The following is a 17,685-nucleotide window of genomic DNA, read 5'->3' as shown; positions in this document are numbered from 1 at the left end:
GGCAAATGATGAGTGATCTGGTCTTTCTCGGCATCGAAAGCAGCTGCGACGATACCGCCGCCGCCGTCGTCACCGGCGATGGTCGCATCCTGTCCTCGGTGGTGGCCGGGCAGAACAGCCTGCACGCGGATTTCGGCGGCGTCGTGCCCGAGATCGCAGCCCGCGCCCATGCCGAGCGGCTGGACGGGGTGGTCGAACAGGCGCTGGCCGAGGCCGGCAAGGATCTGAGCGATCTTGATGGCGTGGCGGTGACCGCCGGGCCGGGGCTGATCGGCGGGGTGATGGCGGGGGTGATGATGGCCAAGGGGTTGGTCGCCGGGACCGGCCTGCCGCTCGTCGGCGTCAACCATCTGGCCGGCCATGCCCTGACCCCGCGTTTGACCGACGGGATCGGCTTTCCCTACGTGATGCTGCTGGTCTCGGGCGGGCATTGCCAGTTCCTGCGGGTTGAAGGCCCCGAGGATTTCACCCGGCTCGGCGGCACCATCGACGACGCGCCGGGCGAGGCCTTCGACAAGCTGGCGCGGCTTCTGGGCCTGCCCCAGCCCGGCGGCCCCTCGGTCGAGGCCGAGGCGGCTGAGGGCGACGCCAGCCGCTTCGACCTGCCGCGCCCACTGCTGGACCGGCCGGGCTTCGACATGTCCTTTTCCGGCCTGAAAACCGCCGCCCTGCGCCAGCGCGACGAGTTGGTGGCGGCGCAAGGCGGGCTTTACCAGCGCGACCGGGCCGATCTTTGTGCCGGCTTTCAGGCCGCCGTCAGCGATCTCTTGGCCGGCAAGGCCGCGCGGGTGCTGAAAGCCTCGCCCGCGCCGGTTCTGGCGGTGGCGGGCGGCGTCGCCGCGAACCGCACCATCCGCGCCGCGCTGGAAAAGGTTTCCAATGATGCCGGCGCACGCTTCCTCGCCCCGCCGCTCGCGCTGTGCACTGACAATGGCGCGATGATTGCCTGGGCCGGGATCGAGCGGTTCCGGCAGGGCGCGGCGGATGACCTGAGCCTTGCCGCGCGCCCGCGCTGGCCGCTGGATCAGCGCGCCGCGCCGATGCTGGGCGCGGGCAAGAAGGGGGCCAAGGCATGACGGTTTCAGTCCTTGGCGCCGGTGCTTTCGGCACCGCTCTGGCGGTCACGCTGGCCGGCAACGGGCCGGTGACGCTGTGGGGGCGTGATGCGGCCAAGCTGCGGACAAACCCGAAACTGCCGGGCGTCAGCCTGCCGCCCGAGGTGAAGGCGACCACTGATCTCGCCAAGGCCACCGCCGCCGACACCCTGCTGCTGGCCCTGCCGGCGCAGGCGCTCGGCGCCTTTCTGGCCGACCATGCCGCGCTGCTTGATGGCAAATCGCTGGTCAACACCGCCAAGGGCATCGACCTGACCACACTGACCGGCCCGTCCGAACTGATCCGCGCCGCCTGCCCCGCTGCCACGGTCGCGGTGCTGACCGGCCCCTCCTTCGCCGCCGACATCGCTTGCGGCCTGCCCACCGCGCTGACACTGGCCTGCGCCGATGCCGATCGTGGCGAGGCGCTGCAGGCAGAGCTGTCCACGCAGACCCTGCGGCTCTATCGCTCGACCGACGTGACCGGGGCGGAGCTGGGTGGGGCGCTGAAAAACGTCATCGCCATCGCCGCCGGCGCGGTCATGGGCCGGCAACTGGGCGACAGCGCCCGCGCCGCCATCATCACCCGTGGCTTTGCCGAAATGACCCGGCTGGCAACCCATCTGGGCGCACGGGCCGAGACGCTGACCGGGCTCTCAGGTCTGGGCGACCTGACGCTGACCTGCACATCGGACCAGTCGCGCAACTATCGCTTTGGCTTCAGCCTTGGCGCGGGGACCGAATTCGACAGCTCGACCACGGTCGAGGGCGCGGCCACGGCGCAAGCAGTGGCCGCACTCGCCGGCAAGCTGGGGCTGGACCTGCCGATCACCGCCGCCGTCGCGGGGCTTGTCACCCGCCGCGTATCCGTGGAAAAGCTGATGCAACAGCTGCTGAACCGACCTCTGAAGGACGAATAATGCCACTTTTTGCCGTCATTTGCCGCGACAAGCCCGGCCATCTGCAGACCCGCATCGACACGCGCGAGGCGCATCTGGGCTTTCTGAATGCCCATGGCATCGTCCGCATGGCCGGCCCGCTGATCGAAGAGGGCGAAATGCGCGGCTCGCTGCTGGTGATCGAGGCCGATGATCTGGCCAGCGCGCAAGGCTGGGCCGATCAGGACCCCTACAAGGGCGCCGGCCTGTTCGAGAAGGTCGAGATCATCGAGTGGAAGAAGGTGATCGGCTGATGCGCTACTGGCTGTTCAAATCCGAGCCCGATGTCTTTGGCTGGGACGATCTGGTCGCCAAGGGGGCCAAGGGCGAGGAATGGGACGGCGTGCGTAACTATCAGGCGCGCAACAACATGCGCGAGATGGAGATCGGCGATCGCGGGCTGTTCTACCATTCGAATATCGGGAAAGAGGTCGTGGGCATCGTCGAGGTCTGCGCCGAGGCGCATCACGACAGCTCGACCGAGGACCCGCGTTGGGAATGCGTCGATATCCGCGCGCTTGAACCGGTGAAGACCCCGGTGACGCTGGATCAGGCCAAGACCGAGCCGCGGCTAAAGGACATGATCCTGGTCAACAATTCGCGCCTGTCGGTGCAGCCGGTCAGCGAGGCCGAATGGGCCGTGGTGATGGAACTGGCCGGGATGGACGGGACCAAGGCCTAGGCTGCTGCGGAACGGGGAGGCAGGATGCAGGAGAAATCGAGGCGCCTGTCACTGACGTCGGACCACGTCGCCCATGTCCAGCGGGTTGTCGCGGATGCCGGCCCGCCACCCGGGGCCGAACAGCACACGGATGCCGATTATGACGATTGGGTCGCCCGCATCCTCGCCGGCCGCCCCGCGCCCGACCGGCCAATCCAGCTTTTCGCCTATGGCTCGCTGATCTGGAAACCCGAGCTTGAACACCGCGCCGAACAGGTCGGCATCGCGCGCGGCTGGCACCGCGCCTTCTGCCTGCGCGCCCTGCGTTTTCGCGGCACGCTGGACAAGCCCGGCCTGATGATGGTGCTGGACCGTGGCGGACAGTGCCGGGGCGTGCTGTATGAGTTGCCGATGGAGGATCTCGAGGCGCAGCTGCACCGGCTGTTCCGCCGCGAGTTCACCATGAAGCCGATCAACAACATTCCGCGCTGGTTGACGGTGCAGACCGCATCCGGCCCGGTCAAGGCGCTGGGTTTCGTGATGAACCGCCAGTCGCCCAACTATGCCGGACGCCTACCGCTGGAAGAGGTCGCGCAGACGCTGGCGGTGTCTTGCGGGCATTGGGGCAGCGGGGCGGAGTATCTTTTCAACACCGTCTCGCATCTTGAGGAGATGGGCATCCATGACAGCGGGCTATGGCGGCTGCAGCGGCTGGTTGCCGAGGAAATCGACCGGAACAGGGCGGACGGCAAGCAAGAGTGGAACCAACCGCAGGGGTAACGTCAGCCCGGAGGTAAAGCAGCTACGAGAGAAAGGGTTCCGGTCGCATACAGGTCAACCGGAACCCTCCCCCCATGCGCCCCACTTCCACCGCAGGCATTCTGTCAGGGTTTGAAACTCACCGGGGCGACCTTCTGCCCGCTCACCCTCTGGTGATACCTCACCTGCCGATTCCCAGCAAATTCAAAGCCCTTAGCCTTTGAGACAATCTTGCTAGAGTTCCCCGCCGGCACAGGGTAATTTCCCCCGCGAAACGAATTGCAGGAGGCCCTATGAGCCAGCGTTTGCACCTTGTCTTCGGCGGCGAACTTGTCGATCCGCAGAAGACCGAGTTCCGCGACACCAGCCAGATCCATGTCGTCGGCATCTTCCCGAATTACGAACAGGCCTACAACGCCTGGAAGGCCGAGGCGCATCGCACCGTCGACAGCGCCCAGACCCGCTATTTCATCGCGCACCTGCACCGGCTGCGCGACGAGGAAACCCCGGTCAGCCCGACCGAGGAACTGGGCAGCTGATGTCACGCTCCAGCCTTGGTTCGCTTGGGCTATGGCTGGAGCTGCGCCGCAAGCGCGGCGTGCGGTTGCAGAACCTGTCGCTGCCGCCGGGCAAGGGGCCGCTCTTGATCCTGCGGTCCACCCCCGATGCGGCGGCGGCGGCGGATCAGGTGGTGGCGGCAATGCGCAAGGCCACGCCTGACCTGCGCATCCTGTTTCTCGGCCGCGACGGCCTGCCCGATGTGGCCGACGATCCGGTCGCCGCGCCGCAACTGCTGGCCGAGGCGCAGCCGCGGGCCATCCTGCTCTTGGGCGATGACCTGCCCGCCGCCCTGATCAGCGCCGCCGAAGCCGGGGCGACGCCGCTGGTCCTGGGCCAGATCGCGATCCGCGAGAAGCCCATCTGGGGGCTGGAGCGCAGCCTGCAGCGGCACCTTCTGGAACCGGCCGAGGTGATCTGCGTCACCGACGAGGCCAGCCGCAAGGCCGCGCTCGGGATGGGCCTGCCCGCCGCGCGCATCCGCCTGACCGGGCCGGTGACAGAGATCCGCGATCCCCTGCCCGGCTTCGAGGGCGAGCGCATGACGCTGGCCGCGATGCTGCGCGGGCGGCATGTCTGGCTGGCCACCGCCCTGCCCGTGGCCGAGGAAGAGGCGGTGTTCCAGGCGCATCTGGCGGCGCTGCGTCATTCGCACAAGGCGCTGCTGGTGGTGAACCCTGCCGATCCGGCCGTGGCCGATGCCATGGCCGACCGTTTCGAGGCGGGCGGGCTGGTGGTGGCGCGGCGCAATGCCGACGAGGACCCGACGACCGAGGTGCAGGTGCAATTCGCAGAGGATGCACAGGAGTTGGGCCTGTGGTACCGGCTGGCGCCGCTTTGCTACATGGGCGGCACGCTTTCCGAGGATGACGCCGCCGCACGCCATCCCTTCGAGCCGGCTTCGCTGGGGTCAGCGATCATGCACGGGCCGCAGATCGGGCGCTACGAGGTGGTCTGGCGCCAGCTCGACGGCGCCGGCGCGACCCGGCGGTTGCGCGATGCCGGCGATCTGGCGGCTGCGGTCACGCAGCTGTCGCAGGCCCAGCAGGTCGCCACCCTGGCCGCCAATGCCTGGGCCGTCAGCACCGGCGGCGCCGGCGTCGCGCTGGAGATCGCCCGCTCGGTGCTGAACCTGCTGAAAGGGATCAAGGCATGAGCCGCCCACCCGGTTTCTGGTATTACCGCCCGCCGACGCTTACAGCGCGGCTCTTGTCGCCGCTCGCAGCTTTCTATGCTGCCGGCACCGCACGGCGGCTGGCCCGCGGCGCGCGCGAGAAACTCTCGGTGCCGGTCATCTGTGTCGGCAACCTGAATGCCGGCGGCACCGGCAAGACGCCGACGGTCATCCACCTGCTGCAGGCGCTGCAGTCGCGCGGAGTGGCGGCGCATGTGGTTTCGCGCGGTTATGGCGGTTCGGCAGAGGGGCCGCTCAGGGTCGACGAGCGCAGCCATGACGCCGCCCTGACCGGGGACGAGCCGCTGCTGATCTCGGCCTTCGGACCGGTTTGGGTGTCGAGGGACCGTCTGGCCGGCGCGCGCGCGGCCATCGCCGCCGGGGCGCAGGCGATCATCCTTGATGACGGGTTTCAGGACCCGGCGCTGGCCCATGACCTGTCGCTGATCGTGGTCGATGCCGCCAAGGGGTTTGGCAATGGGCTCTGTCTGCCCGCCGGTCCGCTGCGCGAGCCGGTGGATGTGGGGCTTCAACGGGCCGATCTACTGCTGTCGATCGGACCTGAAGCCGCGCAGGCGCGATTTCCCGCGCCCGGCGGCATTCCGCGTCTCAGGGGCGCGCTGGAACCCTTGCAGACCGGCATCGACTGGCAGGGCCACCGGGTCCTCGCCTTTGCCGGGATCGGCCATCCCGAGAAGTTCTTCGCCACGCTTGCAGGATTGGGCGCCGATCTTGTCCGGGGCGAGGCGCTGGACGATCACCAGCCCTTCACCGCCGGGCTGCTGACCCGGCTAGAAACCGAGGCGCGGCTGTCGGGTGCGCAGCTGGTCACCACCGAGAAGGACGCTGTCCGGCTGCCGCGCGACTTCCGACCGAAGGTTCTGGCCCTGCCGGTGCGGTTGCAGATCAGCGATCCGGCGCCGCTCACGGATGCGCTGGATCGCCTGTTTCCGGCGTGACACCGGGGGCTTTCCGCCCCCGGACCCCCGAGGATATTTGGACCAGGTGAAAGCTCAGGCGCGCAGCGTGCCGCCGGTGGCCTTCTGCACCTTCTCGATGATCTTCTGGCTGACCGCCTCGATCTCGGCATCGGTCAGGGTTTTGTCGCGCGGCTGCAGCCGGGCGGTGATGGCGATCGACTTCCTGCCGCCCTCGAGCCCGGTGAACTGGTCAAAGACCGTGACCTTCTCGATCAGCGCCTTGTCGGCCCCGGCGGCGGCATTGACCAGCGTCAGCGCCTCGACCTGGGCCTCCACGACAAAGGCAAAGTCACGCTCGACCGCCTGCAGGCCCGAGGCCTCCAGCGCCGGGCGGGTGGGCGTCTTGACCTTGGGGAAGGGCACATTCATCAGCCGGATGGTGAAGCCGACCGCCGGGCCTTTAACATCCATCTCGCGCAGGATCTTGGGATGGATCTCGCCGAAGCTTGCCAGCACATTCGGCCCCAGCGCGATATTGCCCGACCGACCCGGATGCCACCAGCCGTCCAGCTTGCGGTTGATCTGGGCCTTGGCCGGCGCACCGATGGCGGCCAGCACTGCCTCGGCATCGGCCTTGGCGTCATAGAGATCGACCTTGCGGCGGCTGCCAAAGGGATCGCGCGGCGTGGTCGAACCGACCAGAAGACCGCTGAGTTGCAGCGCCTGATCGCCCGGCTCGCCGCCCGAGAAGACCGGACCGACCTCGAACAGCGCCAGATCGGCGAGGCCGCGCGCCTGGTTGCGGGCGGCGGCGGCCAGAAGGCCGGGTAGCAGATCGGGGCGGAGATGGGTCATCTCGCTGCTGATCGGGTTCTCGACGCGCACGGCATCGGTGCCGCCGCCGAACAGTTCTGCCGATGGCTGGTCGATGAAGCTGTAGGTCACGCATTCATTGTAACCCAGGGCCGCAGCCTGACGGCGGGCGGCCTTCTCGCGCATCTGCAGGGGCGTCAGCACCGGCAGCGGCACGCCCCGCTGCGGGCGCGGCAGCGGTTTGCCCTCGAGCTTTGTGAGGCTGGCGATGCGGGCGATTTCCTCGACCAGATCGGCCTCGCCCAGAACATCGGGGCGCCAGCTGGGCGGATGGGCCATGTCACCTTCCAGCTGGAAGCCGAGCGCCTCCAGCGTGGCGCGCTGCGTGGCCTCGGGAATATCAAGGCCGACGAGGCTGGCGACGCGGGCCGGGTTCAGCCGATAGGCGCGGTCGCTGGTCGGGATCGCCCCCGCCGTGACCACCTCGGACGGCTCGCCGCCGCAGAGGTCGATCACCATCTGCGTCGCCAGTTCCAGCCCCTCAAGGGTGAAGGCCGGGTCGATGCCGCGCTCGAAGCGATAGCGGGCGTCGGAATTGATCTTCAGCGCCCGGCCGGTGGCGGCGGTGCTGATCGGGTCGAAATAGGCGGCCTCGATGAAGACATCGATGGTCTCGTCGGTGGACCCCGAGGCAGCGCCGCCCATGATGCCGGCGATGCTTTCCGGGCCATTGGCGTCGCAGATCACCACCGCGCCTTCGGGCAGGGCATAGGTCTTGTCATCCAGCGCCACGATCTCTTCGCCCGGCTTGGCGGGGCGCAGGATCAGGTCGCCATGGACCTTGGCCGCGTCGAAGACATGCAGCGGGCGGTTCAGGTCGAAGGTGAAGAAATTGGTGATGTCGACCAGCTTGCTGATCGGACGCAGCCCGATGGCCCGCAGGCGTTTCTGCAACCAGTCGGGGCTGGGGCCGTTCTTGACGCCGCGCACCAGCCGGCCTGAGAAGAAGGGCACCTTGGCGGCAACCTCGGGGGCGATGGTGACGCCGATCGGCGAGGGGAAGCTGCCGGCGATCTGCACCGAGCGCACCGGCTTCAGCACGCCCAGACCGCGCGCCGCAAGATCGCGGGCGATGCCGTGGACGCCAAGCGCGTCGGGGCGGTTCGGGGTGATCTTCACATGGATCATCGGATCGATCTTCTCGGGCGCGTTCGCCGCCAGCCAGTCGGTGAAGCGCTGCCCGACCTCGCCCGAGGGCAGTTCGATGATGCCGTTATGCTCGTCCGACAGCTCCAGCTCGCGTTCCGAGGCCATCATGCCATGGCTCTCGATGCCGCGGATCTTGCCGACGCTCAGCGTGGTGTCGATGCCGGGGACGTAATCGCCGGGCTTGGCCAGAACGCCGATCAACCCGGCCCTTGCATTGGGCGCCCCGCAGACGATCTGCTTCTCGCCCTCGTCGGTCGCCACCTTCAGCACCCGCAGGCGGTCGGCATCGGGATGGGGCGTTGCCTCCAGCACCTTGGCGATGGTGAAATTCCTCAGCTTGCCCGCCGGATCGGCGACCTCTTCGACCTCGAGGCCGAGATCGGTCAGGGCCTCGGTGATCTCGTCAAGCGAGGCCGTGGTGTCGAGATGCTCTTTGAGCCAGGAAAGGGTGAATTTCATGTCAGAAACCGTCGCTGCGGGCCGGGGCCGTGTTCGCTTTGGCGCGGGTCTAACCGATGTGCGCGGGGATTGGTAGGCCGGTGCCGCCCAGAGCTGCAGAAGACGCCGCCACGGGTCTTGTTTCGGCCCCGCGAGCCCCTATGTTAATCCCATGAACATTCACCCTGACTGTCGAGAAAGGACCAAGGGCCGATGACCGTGCAAGAGCAACTGCTGATCGAGCAGCGCGTGACCAACGAGGCGAAATCGCCGCTGGTCGCCTATCTGCTTCTGATCTTCCTCTGGGGCTTTGGCGTGCACCGGATCTATCTGGGCCGCTGGGACAGCGGCATCCTGATGGCGGCGACCTGGGGCCTCGGCTGGCTGACCGCGCCGATCCTGATCGGCTTCCCGCTGCTGGGCTTCGTCTGCCTCTGGGTGATCGTGGACCTGTTCCTCATCCCCGGCATGATCGAGGAAGACAATGCCGTGAACCGCCAGCGCATCGCCTCGGAACTGGCGCGGTACTGATCCGGTGCAGGCCCTGCTGGTCACCACTGGGACCGTCCTCCTCTGCGGCGGGGCGATCGGGATGTGGCATCTGGCGGCAGGCCTGCGCAAGGCGCGGCTGATGATCGTGGCGCTGTGGCTGGTCCTGCTGGCCATGGCGCTGATCGCCGGCTCCCCGTTCAACCTGGTGATGGGCGCGGCCACGGTGATGATGGCGCTGATCGTCTGGCTGATCGGGAAACCCTGGTGGATCTAGCGGATCAGCCCCTGTCGGTGCGCAGTTCCGCGCCGAAGCCGATGCGATAGGGTTCCTGCTCGGCCACCGGCGGCACCGCGATCAGCAGAAAATTCAGCTGCGAGACATGCTGAACCACGGTGACCTGCCGGTCGCCATCCAGAAGCCCATAGAATTCGATGATGTTCGGGTTGCGAAAGCCCATGCCGCGCACATGCAGCGCGCGCTCTCCACCGTAATTCGCCAGCTGGATGCCCAGCTCGTGATGGGCGGGCAGGTTCGCCTGAAACTCCTTCACCCGCGCCAGCAGATGGTTGAACACCTCTTCGGCGGCATGAAGCGTGGCCTGATCCGCCGCATCCTCTTGCGGCCAGAGATCCTCGGCAATGGCCGGAACCGGGATGGTGATGGCGGGTGGGGTGGCGGCGGGCGGGATGATGGTGGGGGCACCGGCGAATTTCGGCGCACCCGAGGGGGCGGCGAGGGGTTTCTGCTCGGGTTTCGTCGCCGTCTTGGGGGCGGCCTTGGGAGGGGCGGTCGGCGCCTTCAGCTCGGGCGTGGTCCGCGCGGGCTTGGTCAGCTTCGGCTCGGTTCTGGTTTTCGGTGTCCTGGTCATCATCATCTGCCCGCCTTGTGGTTTTTTCTTAGAATGCGCGAAAGGGGCGGGAAGGTGAAGGGATGGGAGGGGGGATTCACCGGGATGTGCGGTCAGGGAGGGGGAGCTTGGTGGGGTGGAACCCCACCCTACGGTTCCTACGTGTGATAGCGTGGTGGAGTGGGCCGCCGCACTACCTTTTGCTGCATGCGAACATAGCCCAGAAGTGCATCTTCGATATTTTTCAGAGCGGCCAACTGCTTGCTGCCCAGTTCGTCATTGTCGCCATAGTGCCCCCAGATCACTCGCCTCGATTCCAATTGCAGTTGCCGTAAGGCTGGATCATGTTGATCAGGCGGCTCACGAACTAAGTCTGCATAAACTTGGATCGACGCCGCAACGCTGTTCCTTATCTTCAGCAGCTCGTCATAGTCCCTATCAAGTTGGTCATCTCCCAGCACCGCCTTGAGCTTTATCTGAACCACTCTTGCCTCTGCAAAAAGCTCGTTGGCCTCGACAAGCCATCGATAGCGCCGCTCCACCCCGAAGAGCTTGTTATCTTTTTCTTCTATTGGAATGCTGTCGAGTGGATTACGAATCCGCTTCAGTTCGTCCGAAACTCGGTTCGCAAAAAGAATAGCTTCTTCCGCCACTTCACTTCGTCGAGTGGCCTGACGTTGATCTCGCCACGATGTAAGTTGCTGATACGCGATAACGACGCCAGCAATGACCGCAAAGCTAGAGATTAGCTGTGAAGTGTTTGAGAAAACCGCTAAAATTTCAGCTGTAGTCGGGTGAGAACTCACCTACTCAACCCACCCGCCACACTCGGCACATCCCCGGCAGCAAACCCATAGTGCCGGAGCCAGCGCAGGTCGGCCTCGAAGAAGGCGCGCAGGTCCGGAATCCCGTATTTCAGCATCGCCAGCCGGTCGATGCCCATGCCGAAGGCAAAGCCCTGCCATTCGTCGGGATCGACACCGCCCGAGCGCAGGACATGCGGATGCACCATGCCGGAGCCCAGAATTTCCATCCAGCTGTCGCCCTCGCCGATCTTCAGCTGGCCGTTTTCCCAGGAACAGCGGATATCGACCTCGGCCGAGGGTTCGGTGAAGGGGAAATGGCTGGCGCGGAAGCGCAGTTCGACCGAGGGCACCTCGAAGAAGGCGCGGCAGAATTCCTCGAGCGTCCATTTCAGCTGGGCCATCGAGATGTCGCGGCCGATGGCCAGCCCCTCGAGCTGGTGGAACATCGGCGTATGGGTCTGGTCCATGTCCATGCGATAGACCCGGCCCGGGGCGATGACGCGGATCGGCGCGCCGGTTTCCTGCATGGCGCGGATCTGCACCGGCGAAGTATGGGTGCGCAACACATGCGGCGGGCGGTCATCGCCGGGGGCGCGGTGCATGAAGAAGGTGTCATGCTCCTGCCGGGCGGGATGTTCGGGCGCGATGTTCAGCGCGTCGAAATTGTACCAGTCGCTTTCGACCTGCGGGCCTTCGGCGACGGCAAAGCCCATATCGGCAAAGATCGCCGTCACCTCGTCCATCACCTGGCTGATCGGGTGGATGGTGCCGGCGGGGCGCGGGCGGCCCGGCAGGGTCACGTCCAGCCATTCGCTGGCAAGGCGCGCGTCCAGCGCCGCATCTTCCAGCGCCAGCTTGCGGGCGCGGAGGGCAGCGTCCAATTCGTCGCGCAGCTCGTTCAGGGCCTTGCCGGTGGTCTGGCGTTCCTCGGGCGTCATCTTGCCCAACTCGCGCATCTTCAGGCTGATCTCGCCCTTCTTGCCAAGGGCCGCCAGCCGCACCTCCTCGATCTGCGCCGGATCGGCGGCGGTGGTGATGCGGTCCAACCATTGCTGGCGAAGGGGGTTCAGGTCGTCCATCGGGTGCCTCGAGCGTCTTGTCGCGGGATGCGTTAGCATTTCGGCGCGCGAGGGGAAAGCGCGAAGGGGTGGTAACGTAGGGCTGAGGGTCGCGCCCGACCCGGGGGTGGGCGTTCGTGGCAGCGCGCGAGCAGAGCTTTATGGTGCAATCCACATCCGACGCCCGTGCAGGTCGCGGCGTCGCAATGCGCCCGCCCTTGGGGCGGGTCGGGCGCGACCCGTGCTGGTCGCACGGGCCAAGGGCCGCTACAGCCCGTCGATCAGCCCGCGCACCGTCTCGGACGGGCGGCAGAGGCGCACGCCGTTCGGGCAGGCGACGAAGGGGCGGTTCACCAGGATCGGGTCATCGACCATGGCGTCAAGGATGGTCTCGTCACTCGCATCGGGCAGGCCAAGCGCCTCGGCTTTTGTGCCGTTGAGGCGCAGCGCCTCGCGCGGGGTCAGGTCGGCAGCGGCGAAAAGGGCCAGAAGCTGGGGACGGGTCCAGCCGGTCTGCAGATACTCGATGACGACAGGATCATGGCCTGCGGTGCGGGTGATCTCGACGACATTGCGCGAGGTGCCGCAATCGGGGTTGTGGAAGATGACGATCATGTGGGGGCTCCTTGCGGTTTGAACAGCCAGCGGCACAGCGCGGCCGCCAGCACCGCACCGGCCAGCTGCGCGGCAATGAAGCCGGGCGCATCGGCGGGGCGGATGCCGGAAAAGCTGTCGGTCAGGGTGCGGGCGATGGTGACGGCGGGGTTGGCAAAGCTGGTCGAGGCGGTGAACCAATAGGCGGCGGTGATGTAGAGGCCGACCAGAACCGGCACCGCCTCGGGCCGGGCGCGCAGCCCGCCGAGGATGGTGGTGATCAGCCCGGCCGTCGCCACGGCTTCGGCGATCCACTGGCCCGGGCCGCTGCGGATGGTGGCCGAGGGCAGCCAGAACGGCGCTTCGAACATGGCATGCGCCAGCAGCGTGCCGACCAGCCCGCCGGCGATCTGCGCACCGGCATAGGCCAGCGCCATCCGGGCTGGCAGCGCGCCCTGCAGGGCGAAGACCATGCTCACGGCGGGATTGAAATGCGCGCCCGAGACCGGGCCGAAAACGGTGATGAGCACGATCAGGATCGCGCCGGCGGGCAGGGTATTCGCCAAGAGCGCCAGCGCCGAGTCACCTGTCAGCCGTTCGGCCATGATGCCCGAGCCGACGACGGTGGCGACCAGAAGCCCTGTGCCGATGGCCTCGGCGGCAAGACGGCGGGCGGTATCGCTCATGCCGGGTCAGGCGCAGCAGGTCTTGGCGACGGGGCCGCTCTGGCCCGGGTCGCAGCAGAGGCTGTCGAACAGCGCCGCGCAATCGCCCGGACGGCCGCCGCAGCACTCCTCGACCAGATAGGTGACTAGCCCGCGCAGGCCCGGAAGCTCGACGAAATATCGGACATGTCGTCCCTCGCGCTCGCTGCGGATCAGCCCGGCATTGGCGAGGATCGAGAGGTTGCTGGAGAGCGTATTGGGCAGGACGCCGGCGCGCTCGGCGATCTCGCCGGCGGTCAGACCGTTATGGGCATGGCGCACCAGCTCGCGGAAGACCCGCAGGCGCGTATCCTGACCCAGCGCGGTCAGGGCGCGGATGGCATGGGCTTCGGCAGGCTGGTTGGAATCCATGTGACCCCCATTAATTCGATATTTCCAGAATTATCGAATTAATTGCCAGAAGCAAGGGGCCCGAAGGCCCCCTGCCCTGTCGCTTATTTCCAGATCTCGCGGTTCACACCCGGAGCGATCTCGGGGTGGTCGGCGATGTGGAACTTGGGCAGCTTGCCGGCCTTGCGCTGCGCCAGATAGTCACGCGTCACATAGGTGATCGTCCCCGATAGGGCGACAATGGCGATCAGGTTGATGGTGGCCATCAGGCCCATGCTGGCATCAGCGAAGTTGAACACCGTGGCGACGGTCTGGATCGCGCCCCAGATCACCATGGCCAGCGCGGCGACCCGCAGCACCATGATGCCGGTCGTTCCGGCGCCCAGATAGACCACCGCATTCTCGGCATAGGAATAGTTGCCGATGATCGAGGTGAAGGCGAAGAAGAAGATCGCCACCGCCACGAAAACATGGCCGAAGCTGCCGAAATGATCCGACAGCGCCGCCTGTGTCAGCGCCACCCCGGTCAGTTCCGCCGAGGGCATGACATCGGCCAGCAGGATCATGACCGCCGTAGCCGAGCAGACCAGCAGCGTGTCGATGAACACCCCCAGCGCCTGCACGAAGCCCTGCGACGAGGGGTGATGCGGGTCGGGCGTCGCCACCGCGGCGATGTTCGGGGCCGAGCCCATGCCGGCCTCGTTCGAGAAGAGGCCGCGCTTGATGCCGTTCAGTGCCGCCGCAGCGACACTCCCGGCGACGCCGCCGACCGCCTCTTGCAGCCCGAAGGCGGACTTGACGATGCCAATGAGGATGCCCGGCACATGGCCGATGTTCATCACCATGACGATGACCGCGGCCAGCAGATAGATCCCGGCCATCAGCGGCACGACCTTCTCGGCCACCCGCGCGATCTGCGGGATGCCGCCGAAGATGATGACCGCGGTCAGCACCGCCGTCAGCACGCCGACGATGGCCTTGTTGACGCCAAAGGCACCGCTGACCGCCTCGGCGATGGAATTGGCCTGCACCGCGTTGAACACCAGCCCGAAGGAGATGATCAGCGCCACCGAGAAGATCGCCGCCAGCCATGGCTGCTTCAACCCGTTGGCGATGTAATAGGCCGGCCCGCCGCGATACATGCCACCGGGGCCATGCACCTTGTAAAGCTGCGCCAGCGCCGATTCGGCATAGGCCGTCGCCATGCCGACCAGGGCCACCATCCACATCCAGAAGATCGCGCCCGGCCCGCCAAGGGTCAGCGCCACCGCCACCCCGGCGATATTGCCGGTGCCGACACGGCTGGCCAGCGACACGGTCAGCGCCTGGAAGGGCGTGATGCCGTTCTTGTCGGCCTCGCCCGATCCGACGACGCAGCGCCACATCTCGCCGAAATGCCGGAACTGGATGAAGCCCAAGCGGATGGTAAAGTAGACCCCCACCGCCAGAAGGCCGTAGATCAGGATGTAACCCCAGAAAATCGTGTTCAGAAAACCGATGATCGCGTCCATGGCATGTCCCCCTGCCCGTTTCTCGCTTGCGGAGTGTGTAACAGGACCGTGAAGCCGGCAAGCGTGCAGATATAGGCGCTAACACGCGCTGCGGGACGTGATGCCGGCTTGCAACCCCGACCGGCTCAACGACGTGGGTGAATGCGCAGCCAGACCCCGCCATGGGGACGCAGCGTCAGGATCATCCGCGGCTCGGGCACGCGGCCCGGCACCGCCTCGAAGCGCAGGCGCGCGAGCAGCGTGGCAAGGATGATGACCGCCTCTTGCAGCGCAAAGCTGGCGCCGATGCAGATGCGTGGGCCCGCGCCGAAGGGCAGGAAGGCATAGCGGTCGGGCGCGGTCAGGAAGCGGTCGGGGCGGAACGCCTCGGGTTCCTCCCACAAGAGGTGATTGCGATGCAGCGCATAGATCGGCAGCATCACCGTGTCGCGCGGCAGGATCTCGCGCCCGCAAAGCCGGTCAGGCACCTGCGCCGTGCGCGACAGGAAGGCGGCGGGCGGATAGAGTCGCAGCGTCTCCTGCACGATCCGCATGGTATAGGGCAGATGCTCGACATCCGCCGCGCCAGCCGGACGATCCCCCAGCACGGTGCGGGCCTCGACCGCCGCGCGCTCCTGCACTTCGGGGTCAAAGGCCATCAGGTACAGCGCCCAGGCCAGCGTCAGCGCCGTGGTCTCGTGGCCGGCGACGATGAAGGTCAGGAGATTGTCGCGCAGCTCGGTCCGGCTCATGCTGCGGCCCGTCTCGGGGTCCTGCGCCACCAGAAGCAGGTCCAGGAGGTCCGGGGTGCCTGCGGGCTTGCCGCGCGCGGCGCGGGTGGCGATGGCCTGATCGGCGACGCGCTTCATCCGCCCGAGGCTGACGCCCGAAAACAGCCGACCCGGTCGCGGCACCCAGCCCGGCAGGCCAAGAACGTCCATGACCGACAGCTTGGCGGTCTGGGCGATATAGGCGCCGATGGCATCATGGACGGCGTCACGGTCAAAGGCCTCATCGCCCGAGAGGGTGACATCCGAGATCACCTCGAAGGTGGCGGCGACGGTTTCCTCGAACACATCGACCGGTCCGGTGGCGGCCGAGAGCCGGCGCAGCGAGGCGGCGGCGGCGGCGGTCATCACCGGGGCAAGGCTTTCCACCGTGCGCTGCGAAAAGGCGGGCGCGGCGGCGCGACGCTGCCAGCGCCAATGCGCACCCTCGGCGATGAACAGGCTGTCACCGATGGCGGGCTTCAGGATCAGCTTGGTGACGACAGATTTCGGGTAGTCCTCGACCCGATCCTTCAACACCCGGCGCAGCGCGCCCGGGTCCATGACCATGTGAAAGCGCACCCCGGTCTTGCCCGAGACCATCGGCTGACGCAGTGCCAGTTCCGGGATCAGTTCCAGAAGGTTGCGCCGGGCGGTGACGGCGCTGGCGATAATGCCCAGAGGCTTGGTTGCCAGCGGCACGCGCGGCGGCAGGGCATCGGTTCGGTGATGGTCGGTCGTGTCTGCGAGGGCGCTCATGTCCGGGGCCGGCCTGACCGGCGATCAAGGGGCGAAAATCAGGGCGATATAGGCAAGAAACATGACCAGATGCACCGCGCCATGCAAGACATTCGTGCGCCGTGCCCCAAAGGTCTGAACCGAAACGATCAGAGTCAGGGCCAGCAGCACCTGCATCTGCGGCCCCAGACCCAGCACCACCTGCTGGCCCGTGACCATGCCGATGACCAGCACCGCCGGAATGGTCAGTCCGATGGTCGACAGCGCCGCGCCAAGGCAGAGGTTCACCGCCCGCTGCAGCCGGTTCCTCAGCGCCGCGCGCACCGCGCTCATCCCCTCGGCGGCCAGAACGATGATGGCGATCAGCACCCCGCCAAGCGCGGCGGGCAGGCGCAGCACGGCCGAGCTGTGATCGACGAAGGCGCCCATCTTCTTGGACAGAAGCACGATCGGAACCAGCGTGGCGATCAAGAGCAGCATATGCGCCCAGTTCGGATACTCCGCATGGGAATGGCCGTCCGTCAGCGGCGGCTCCTCGGCATCGCTGAAGAAGCCTTTGTGGCGCACGGTCTGGATCGACAGGAACACAAGATACAGAGCCAGCGTGATGATCGAGAAGAACACCGCCTGAAAGGTCGTGTAGGTCGGCGTGTCGCTGGAGATGGTATAGGTTGGCAGGACTAGGCCAAAGACCGCGAGCGGCACCAGCACGGTCAGAAAGGCCGCCGCGCCGGCGAGGTTGTAATTCTGCTCGCCAAAGCGCAGCGCACCCAAGAGCAGCGACAACCCGACCAGCCCGTTCAGCACGATCATCAAGACCGCGAACATCGTGTCGCGCGCCAGCGTCGGCCCGCCATCGCCCGAGAGCATGACCGAGGCGATCAGCGCCACCTCGATCAGCACCACCGAGAGGGTCAGGATCAGCGTGCCGTAGGGCTCGCCCAATCGCTCGGCCAGCGCCTCGGCATGATGGACCACGGCCGAGGCGCCCCAGATCATCACCCCGAAAAGCCAGAAGAAGCCGATCAGCCCCATCGTGTCATTGGTGGGCTTGGCCAGATCCAGGGGGTTGGCGTTGAAGATCGCCAGCGTCAGGATCACCGCCAGAATGGCGCGCTCGCGAAGCAGATTGTGAAATATACGGCTCATGAGGTCGAGAATAACAACGGGCCGGGTTTGCGACAATCGGCGCGTGCAGGAAAACGCGGCTCTGTTGCGTCAAATTGTAAGGGTGGAGGCGCAGCAGAGGGCGAGCGCCGGACCGCGCATCGGG

General features: G+C 66.7%; 20 protein-coding genes. 10 read left to right on the top strand and 10 right to left on the bottom strand.

Translation table 11 applies throughout. The features are described 5' to 3' along the window. Nucleotides 1-5: 5 nt before the first annotated feature. The 8 genes from tsaD (at nucleotide 6) to lpxK (ending at nucleotide 6,143) form a co-directional block, all read left to right on the top strand. On the top strand, nucleotides 6-1,076 hold the full coding sequence (gene tsaD / locus CX676_RS17120; protein WP_101753632.1) for a tRNA (adenosine(37)-N6)-threonylcarbamoyltransferase complex transferase subunit TsaD: 1,071 nt from the start codon (nucleotides 6-8) through the stop codon (nucleotides 1,074-1,076). Continuing rightward, nucleotides 1,073-2,014: an NAD(P)H-dependent glycerol-3-phosphate dehydrogenase gene (locus tag CX676_RS17115; protein ID WP_101753631.1), complete on the top strand. Its 942-nt coding sequence runs from the start codon at nucleotides 1,073-1,075 to the stop codon at nucleotides 2,012-2,014. Before tsaD ends, CX676_RS17115 begins: the two co-directional genes overlap by 4 nt. After that, entirely contained in the window at nucleotides 2,014-2,286 is a 273-nt protein-coding gene (locus CX676_RS17110) for a YciI family protein (protein WP_101753630.1), read from the top strand. Before CX676_RS17115 ends, CX676_RS17110 begins: the two co-directional genes overlap by 1 nt. Continuing rightward, nucleotides 2,286-2,714: an EVE domain-containing protein gene (locus CX676_RS17105; protein WP_101753629.1), complete on the top strand. Its 429-nt coding sequence runs from the start codon at nucleotides 2,286-2,288 to the stop codon at nucleotides 2,712-2,714. The genes CX676_RS17110 and CX676_RS17105 overlap by 1 nt, the downstream gene beginning before the upstream one ends. Nucleotides 2,715-2,738: 24 nt before the next feature. Further along, on the top strand, nucleotides 2,739-3,473 hold the full coding sequence (locus CX676_RS17100) for a gamma-glutamylcyclotransferase (RefSeq protein WP_101753628.1): 735 nt from the start codon (nucleotides 2,739-2,741) through the stop codon (nucleotides 3,471-3,473). 272 nt (nucleotides 3,474-3,745) lie between these two features. Continuing rightward, nucleotides 3,746-3,991: a DUF4170 domain-containing protein gene (locus CX676_RS17095; RefSeq protein ID WP_101753627.1), complete on the top strand. Its 246-nt coding sequence runs from the start codon at nucleotides 3,746-3,748 to the stop codon at nucleotides 3,989-3,991. Next, complete coding sequence (locus CX676_RS17090) at nucleotides 3,991-5,166, top strand: 3-deoxy-D-manno-octulosonic acid transferase (RefSeq protein WP_101753626.1); 1,176 nt, start codon at nucleotides 3,991-3,993, stop codon at nucleotides 5,164-5,166. Before CX676_RS17095 ends, CX676_RS17090 begins: the two co-directional genes overlap by 1 nt. Next, nucleotides 5,163-6,143, top strand: coding sequence for a tetraacyldisaccharide 4'-kinase (gene lpxK / locus CX676_RS17085; RefSeq protein WP_101753625.1), 981 nt, complete (start codon nucleotides 5,163-5,165; stop codon nucleotides 6,141-6,143). Before CX676_RS17090 ends, lpxK begins: the two co-directional genes overlap by 4 nt. Before the next feature lie 54 nt (nucleotides 6,144-6,197). On the opposite strand, the gene pheT is transcribed toward lpxK, so the two are convergent. Then, nucleotides 6,198-8,585 (bottom strand): phenylalanine--tRNA ligase subunit beta, encoded by a 2,388-nt coding sequence (gene pheT / locus CX676_RS17080; RefSeq protein WP_101753624.1) that lies wholly within the window; start codon nucleotides 8,583-8,585, stop codon nucleotides 6,198-6,200. A 192-nt stretch (nucleotides 8,586-8,777) separates the two neighbouring features. Here pheT and CX676_RS17075 point away from each other — a divergent pair, with 192 nt between their 5' ends. Together CX676_RS17075 and CX676_RS17070 are read left to right on the top strand one after the other, a co-directional pair. Further along, nucleotides 8,778-9,095: a TM2 domain-containing protein gene (locus CX676_RS17075; protein ID WP_101753623.1), complete on the top strand. Its 318-nt coding sequence runs from the start codon at nucleotides 8,778-8,780 to the stop codon at nucleotides 9,093-9,095. A gap of 4 nt (nucleotides 9,096-9,099) precedes the next feature. Continuing rightward, nucleotides 9,100-9,330: a hypothetical protein gene (locus tag CX676_RS17070; protein WP_101753622.1), complete on the top strand. Its 231-nt coding sequence runs from the start codon at nucleotides 9,100-9,102 to the stop codon at nucleotides 9,328-9,330. Nucleotides 9,331-9,334: 4 nt separating this feature from the next. Here CX676_RS17070 and CX676_RS17065 read toward each other — a convergent pair whose 3' ends face one another. The 9 genes from CX676_RS17065 to CX676_RS17020 form a co-directional block, all read right to left on the bottom strand. Then, nucleotides 9,335-9,931 (bottom strand): DUF6173 family protein, encoded by a 597-nt coding sequence (locus tag CX676_RS17065; RefSeq protein WP_101753621.1) that lies wholly within the window; start codon nucleotides 9,929-9,931, stop codon nucleotides 9,335-9,337. 131 nt (nucleotides 9,932-10,062) lie between these two features. Further along, complete coding sequence (locus CX676_RS22620; protein ID WP_157935983.1) at nucleotides 10,063-10,710, bottom strand: hypothetical protein; 648 nt, start codon at nucleotides 10,708-10,710, stop codon at nucleotides 10,063-10,065. Further along, nucleotides 10,707-11,789 carry a phenylalanine--tRNA ligase subunit alpha gene (gene pheS / locus CX676_RS17050; RefSeq protein ID WP_101753618.1) on the bottom strand — a complete coding sequence of 361 codons (1,083 nt, stop codon included), beginning with the start codon at nucleotides 11,787-11,789 and terminating at the stop codon, nucleotides 10,707-10,709. Before pheS ends, CX676_RS22620 begins: the two co-directional genes overlap by 4 nt. Before the next feature lie 246 nt (nucleotides 11,790-12,035). Next, nucleotides 12,036-12,383, bottom strand: a complete 348-nt coding sequence (locus tag CX676_RS17045; RefSeq protein WP_101753617.1) for an arsenate reductase family protein — start codon at nucleotides 12,381-12,383, stop codon at nucleotides 12,036-12,038. Beyond that, the gene (locus CX676_RS17040) at nucleotides 12,380-13,048 is read right to left on the bottom strand and encodes an aquaporin (RefSeq protein WP_101753616.1); all 669 of its coding nucleotides are present in this window, start codon (nucleotides 13,046-13,048) and stop codon (nucleotides 12,380-12,382) included. The genes CX676_RS17045 and CX676_RS17040 overlap by 4 nt, the downstream gene beginning before the upstream one ends. Before the next feature lie 6 nt (nucleotides 13,049-13,054). Further along, the gene (locus CX676_RS17035; protein ID WP_101753615.1) at nucleotides 13,055-13,438 is read right to left on the bottom strand and encodes an ArsR/SmtB family transcription factor; all 384 of its coding nucleotides are present in this window, start codon (nucleotides 13,436-13,438) and stop codon (nucleotides 13,055-13,057) included. A gap of 83 nt (nucleotides 13,439-13,521) precedes the next feature. Beyond that, nucleotides 13,522-14,928, bottom strand: coding sequence for an alanine/glycine:cation symporter family protein (locus CX676_RS17030; protein WP_101753614.1), 1,407 nt, complete (start codon nucleotides 14,926-14,928; stop codon nucleotides 13,522-13,524). A gap of 125 nt (nucleotides 14,929-15,053) precedes the next feature. Next, complete coding sequence (locus CX676_RS17025; protein ID WP_101753613.1) at nucleotides 15,054-16,433, bottom strand: cytochrome P450; 1,380 nt, start codon at nucleotides 16,431-16,433, stop codon at nucleotides 15,054-15,056. Between the two features lie 24 nt (nucleotides 16,434-16,457). Next, the gene (locus CX676_RS17020; protein ID WP_101753612.1) at nucleotides 16,458-17,561 is read right to left on the bottom strand and encodes a calcium:proton antiporter; all 1,104 of its coding nucleotides are present in this window, start codon (nucleotides 17,559-17,561) and stop codon (nucleotides 16,458-16,460) included. Nucleotides 17,562-17,685 lie beyond the last annotated feature (124 nt).

Origin of the sequence: Paracoccus zhejiangensis, from assembly GCF_002847445.1 — a bacterium.
Lineage (GTDB): Bacteria > Pseudomonadota > Alphaproteobacteria > Rhodobacterales > Rhodobacteraceae > Paracoccus > Paracoccus zhejiangensis.
Note: the sequence above shows the minus strand (reverse complement) of the source record. Positions and strands in the feature narration are given on the sequence as shown.

Coding starts and splice junctions, on each gene's coding strand:
- tsaD (WP_101753632.1), top strand. CDS start 6: ATGATGAGTGATCTGGTCTTTCTCGGCATCGAAAGCAGCTGCGACGAT.
- CX676_RS17115 (WP_101753631.1), top strand. CDS start 1,073: ATGACGGTTTCAGTCCTTGGCGCCGGTGCTTTCGGCACCGCTCTGGCG.
- CX676_RS17110 (WP_101753630.1), top strand. CDS start 2,014: ATGCCACTTTTTGCCGTCATTTGCCGCGACAAGCCCGGCCATCTGCAG.
- CX676_RS17105 (WP_101753629.1), top strand. CDS start 2,286: ATGCGCTACTGGCTGTTCAAATCCGAGCCCGATGTCTTTGGCTGGGAC.
- CX676_RS17100 (WP_101753628.1), top strand. CDS start 2,739: ATGCAGGAGAAATCGAGGCGCCTGTCACTGACGTCGGACCACGTCGCC.
- CX676_RS17095 (WP_101753627.1), top strand. CDS start 3,746: ATGAGCCAGCGTTTGCACCTTGTCTTCGGCGGCGAACTTGTCGATCCG.
- CX676_RS17090 (WP_101753626.1), top strand. CDS start 3,991: ATGTCACGCTCCAGCCTTGGTTCGCTTGGGCTATGGCTGGAGCTGCGC.
- lpxK (WP_101753625.1), top strand. CDS start 5,163: ATGAGCCGCCCACCCGGTTTCTGGTATTACCGCCCGCCGACGCTTACA.
- pheT (WP_101753624.1), bottom strand. CDS start 8,585: ATGAAATTCACCCTTTCCTGGCTCAAAGAGCATCTCGACACCACGGCC.
- CX676_RS17075 (WP_101753623.1), top strand. CDS start 8,778: ATGACCGTGCAAGAGCAACTGCTGATCGAGCAGCGCGTGACCAACGAG.
- CX676_RS17065 (WP_101753621.1), bottom strand. CDS start 9,931: ATGATGATGACCAGGACACCGAAAACCAGAACCGAGCCGAAGCTGACC.
- pheS (WP_101753618.1), bottom strand. CDS start 11,789: ATGGACGACCTGAACCCCCTTCGCCAGCAATGGTTGGACCGCATCACC.
- CX676_RS17045 (WP_101753617.1), bottom strand. CDS start 12,383: ATGATCGTCATCTTCCACAACCCCGATTGCGGCACCTCGCGCAATGTC.
- CX676_RS17040 (WP_101753616.1), bottom strand. CDS start 13,048: ATGAGCGATACCGCCCGCCGTCTTGCCGCCGAGGCCATCGGCACAGGG.
- CX676_RS17035 (WP_101753615.1), bottom strand. CDS start 13,438: ATGGATTCCAACCAGCCTGCCGAAGCCCATGCCATCCGCGCCCTGACC.
- CX676_RS17030 (WP_101753614.1), bottom strand. CDS start 14,928: ATGGACGCGATCATCGGTTTTCTGAACACGATTTTCTGGGGTTACATC.
- CX676_RS17025 (WP_101753613.1), bottom strand. CDS start 16,433: ATGAGCGCCCTCGCAGACACGACCGACCATCACCGAACCGATGCCCTG.
- CX676_RS17020 (WP_101753612.1), bottom strand. CDS start 17,561: ATGAGCCGTATATTTCACAATCTGCTTCGCGAGCGCGCCATTCTGGCG.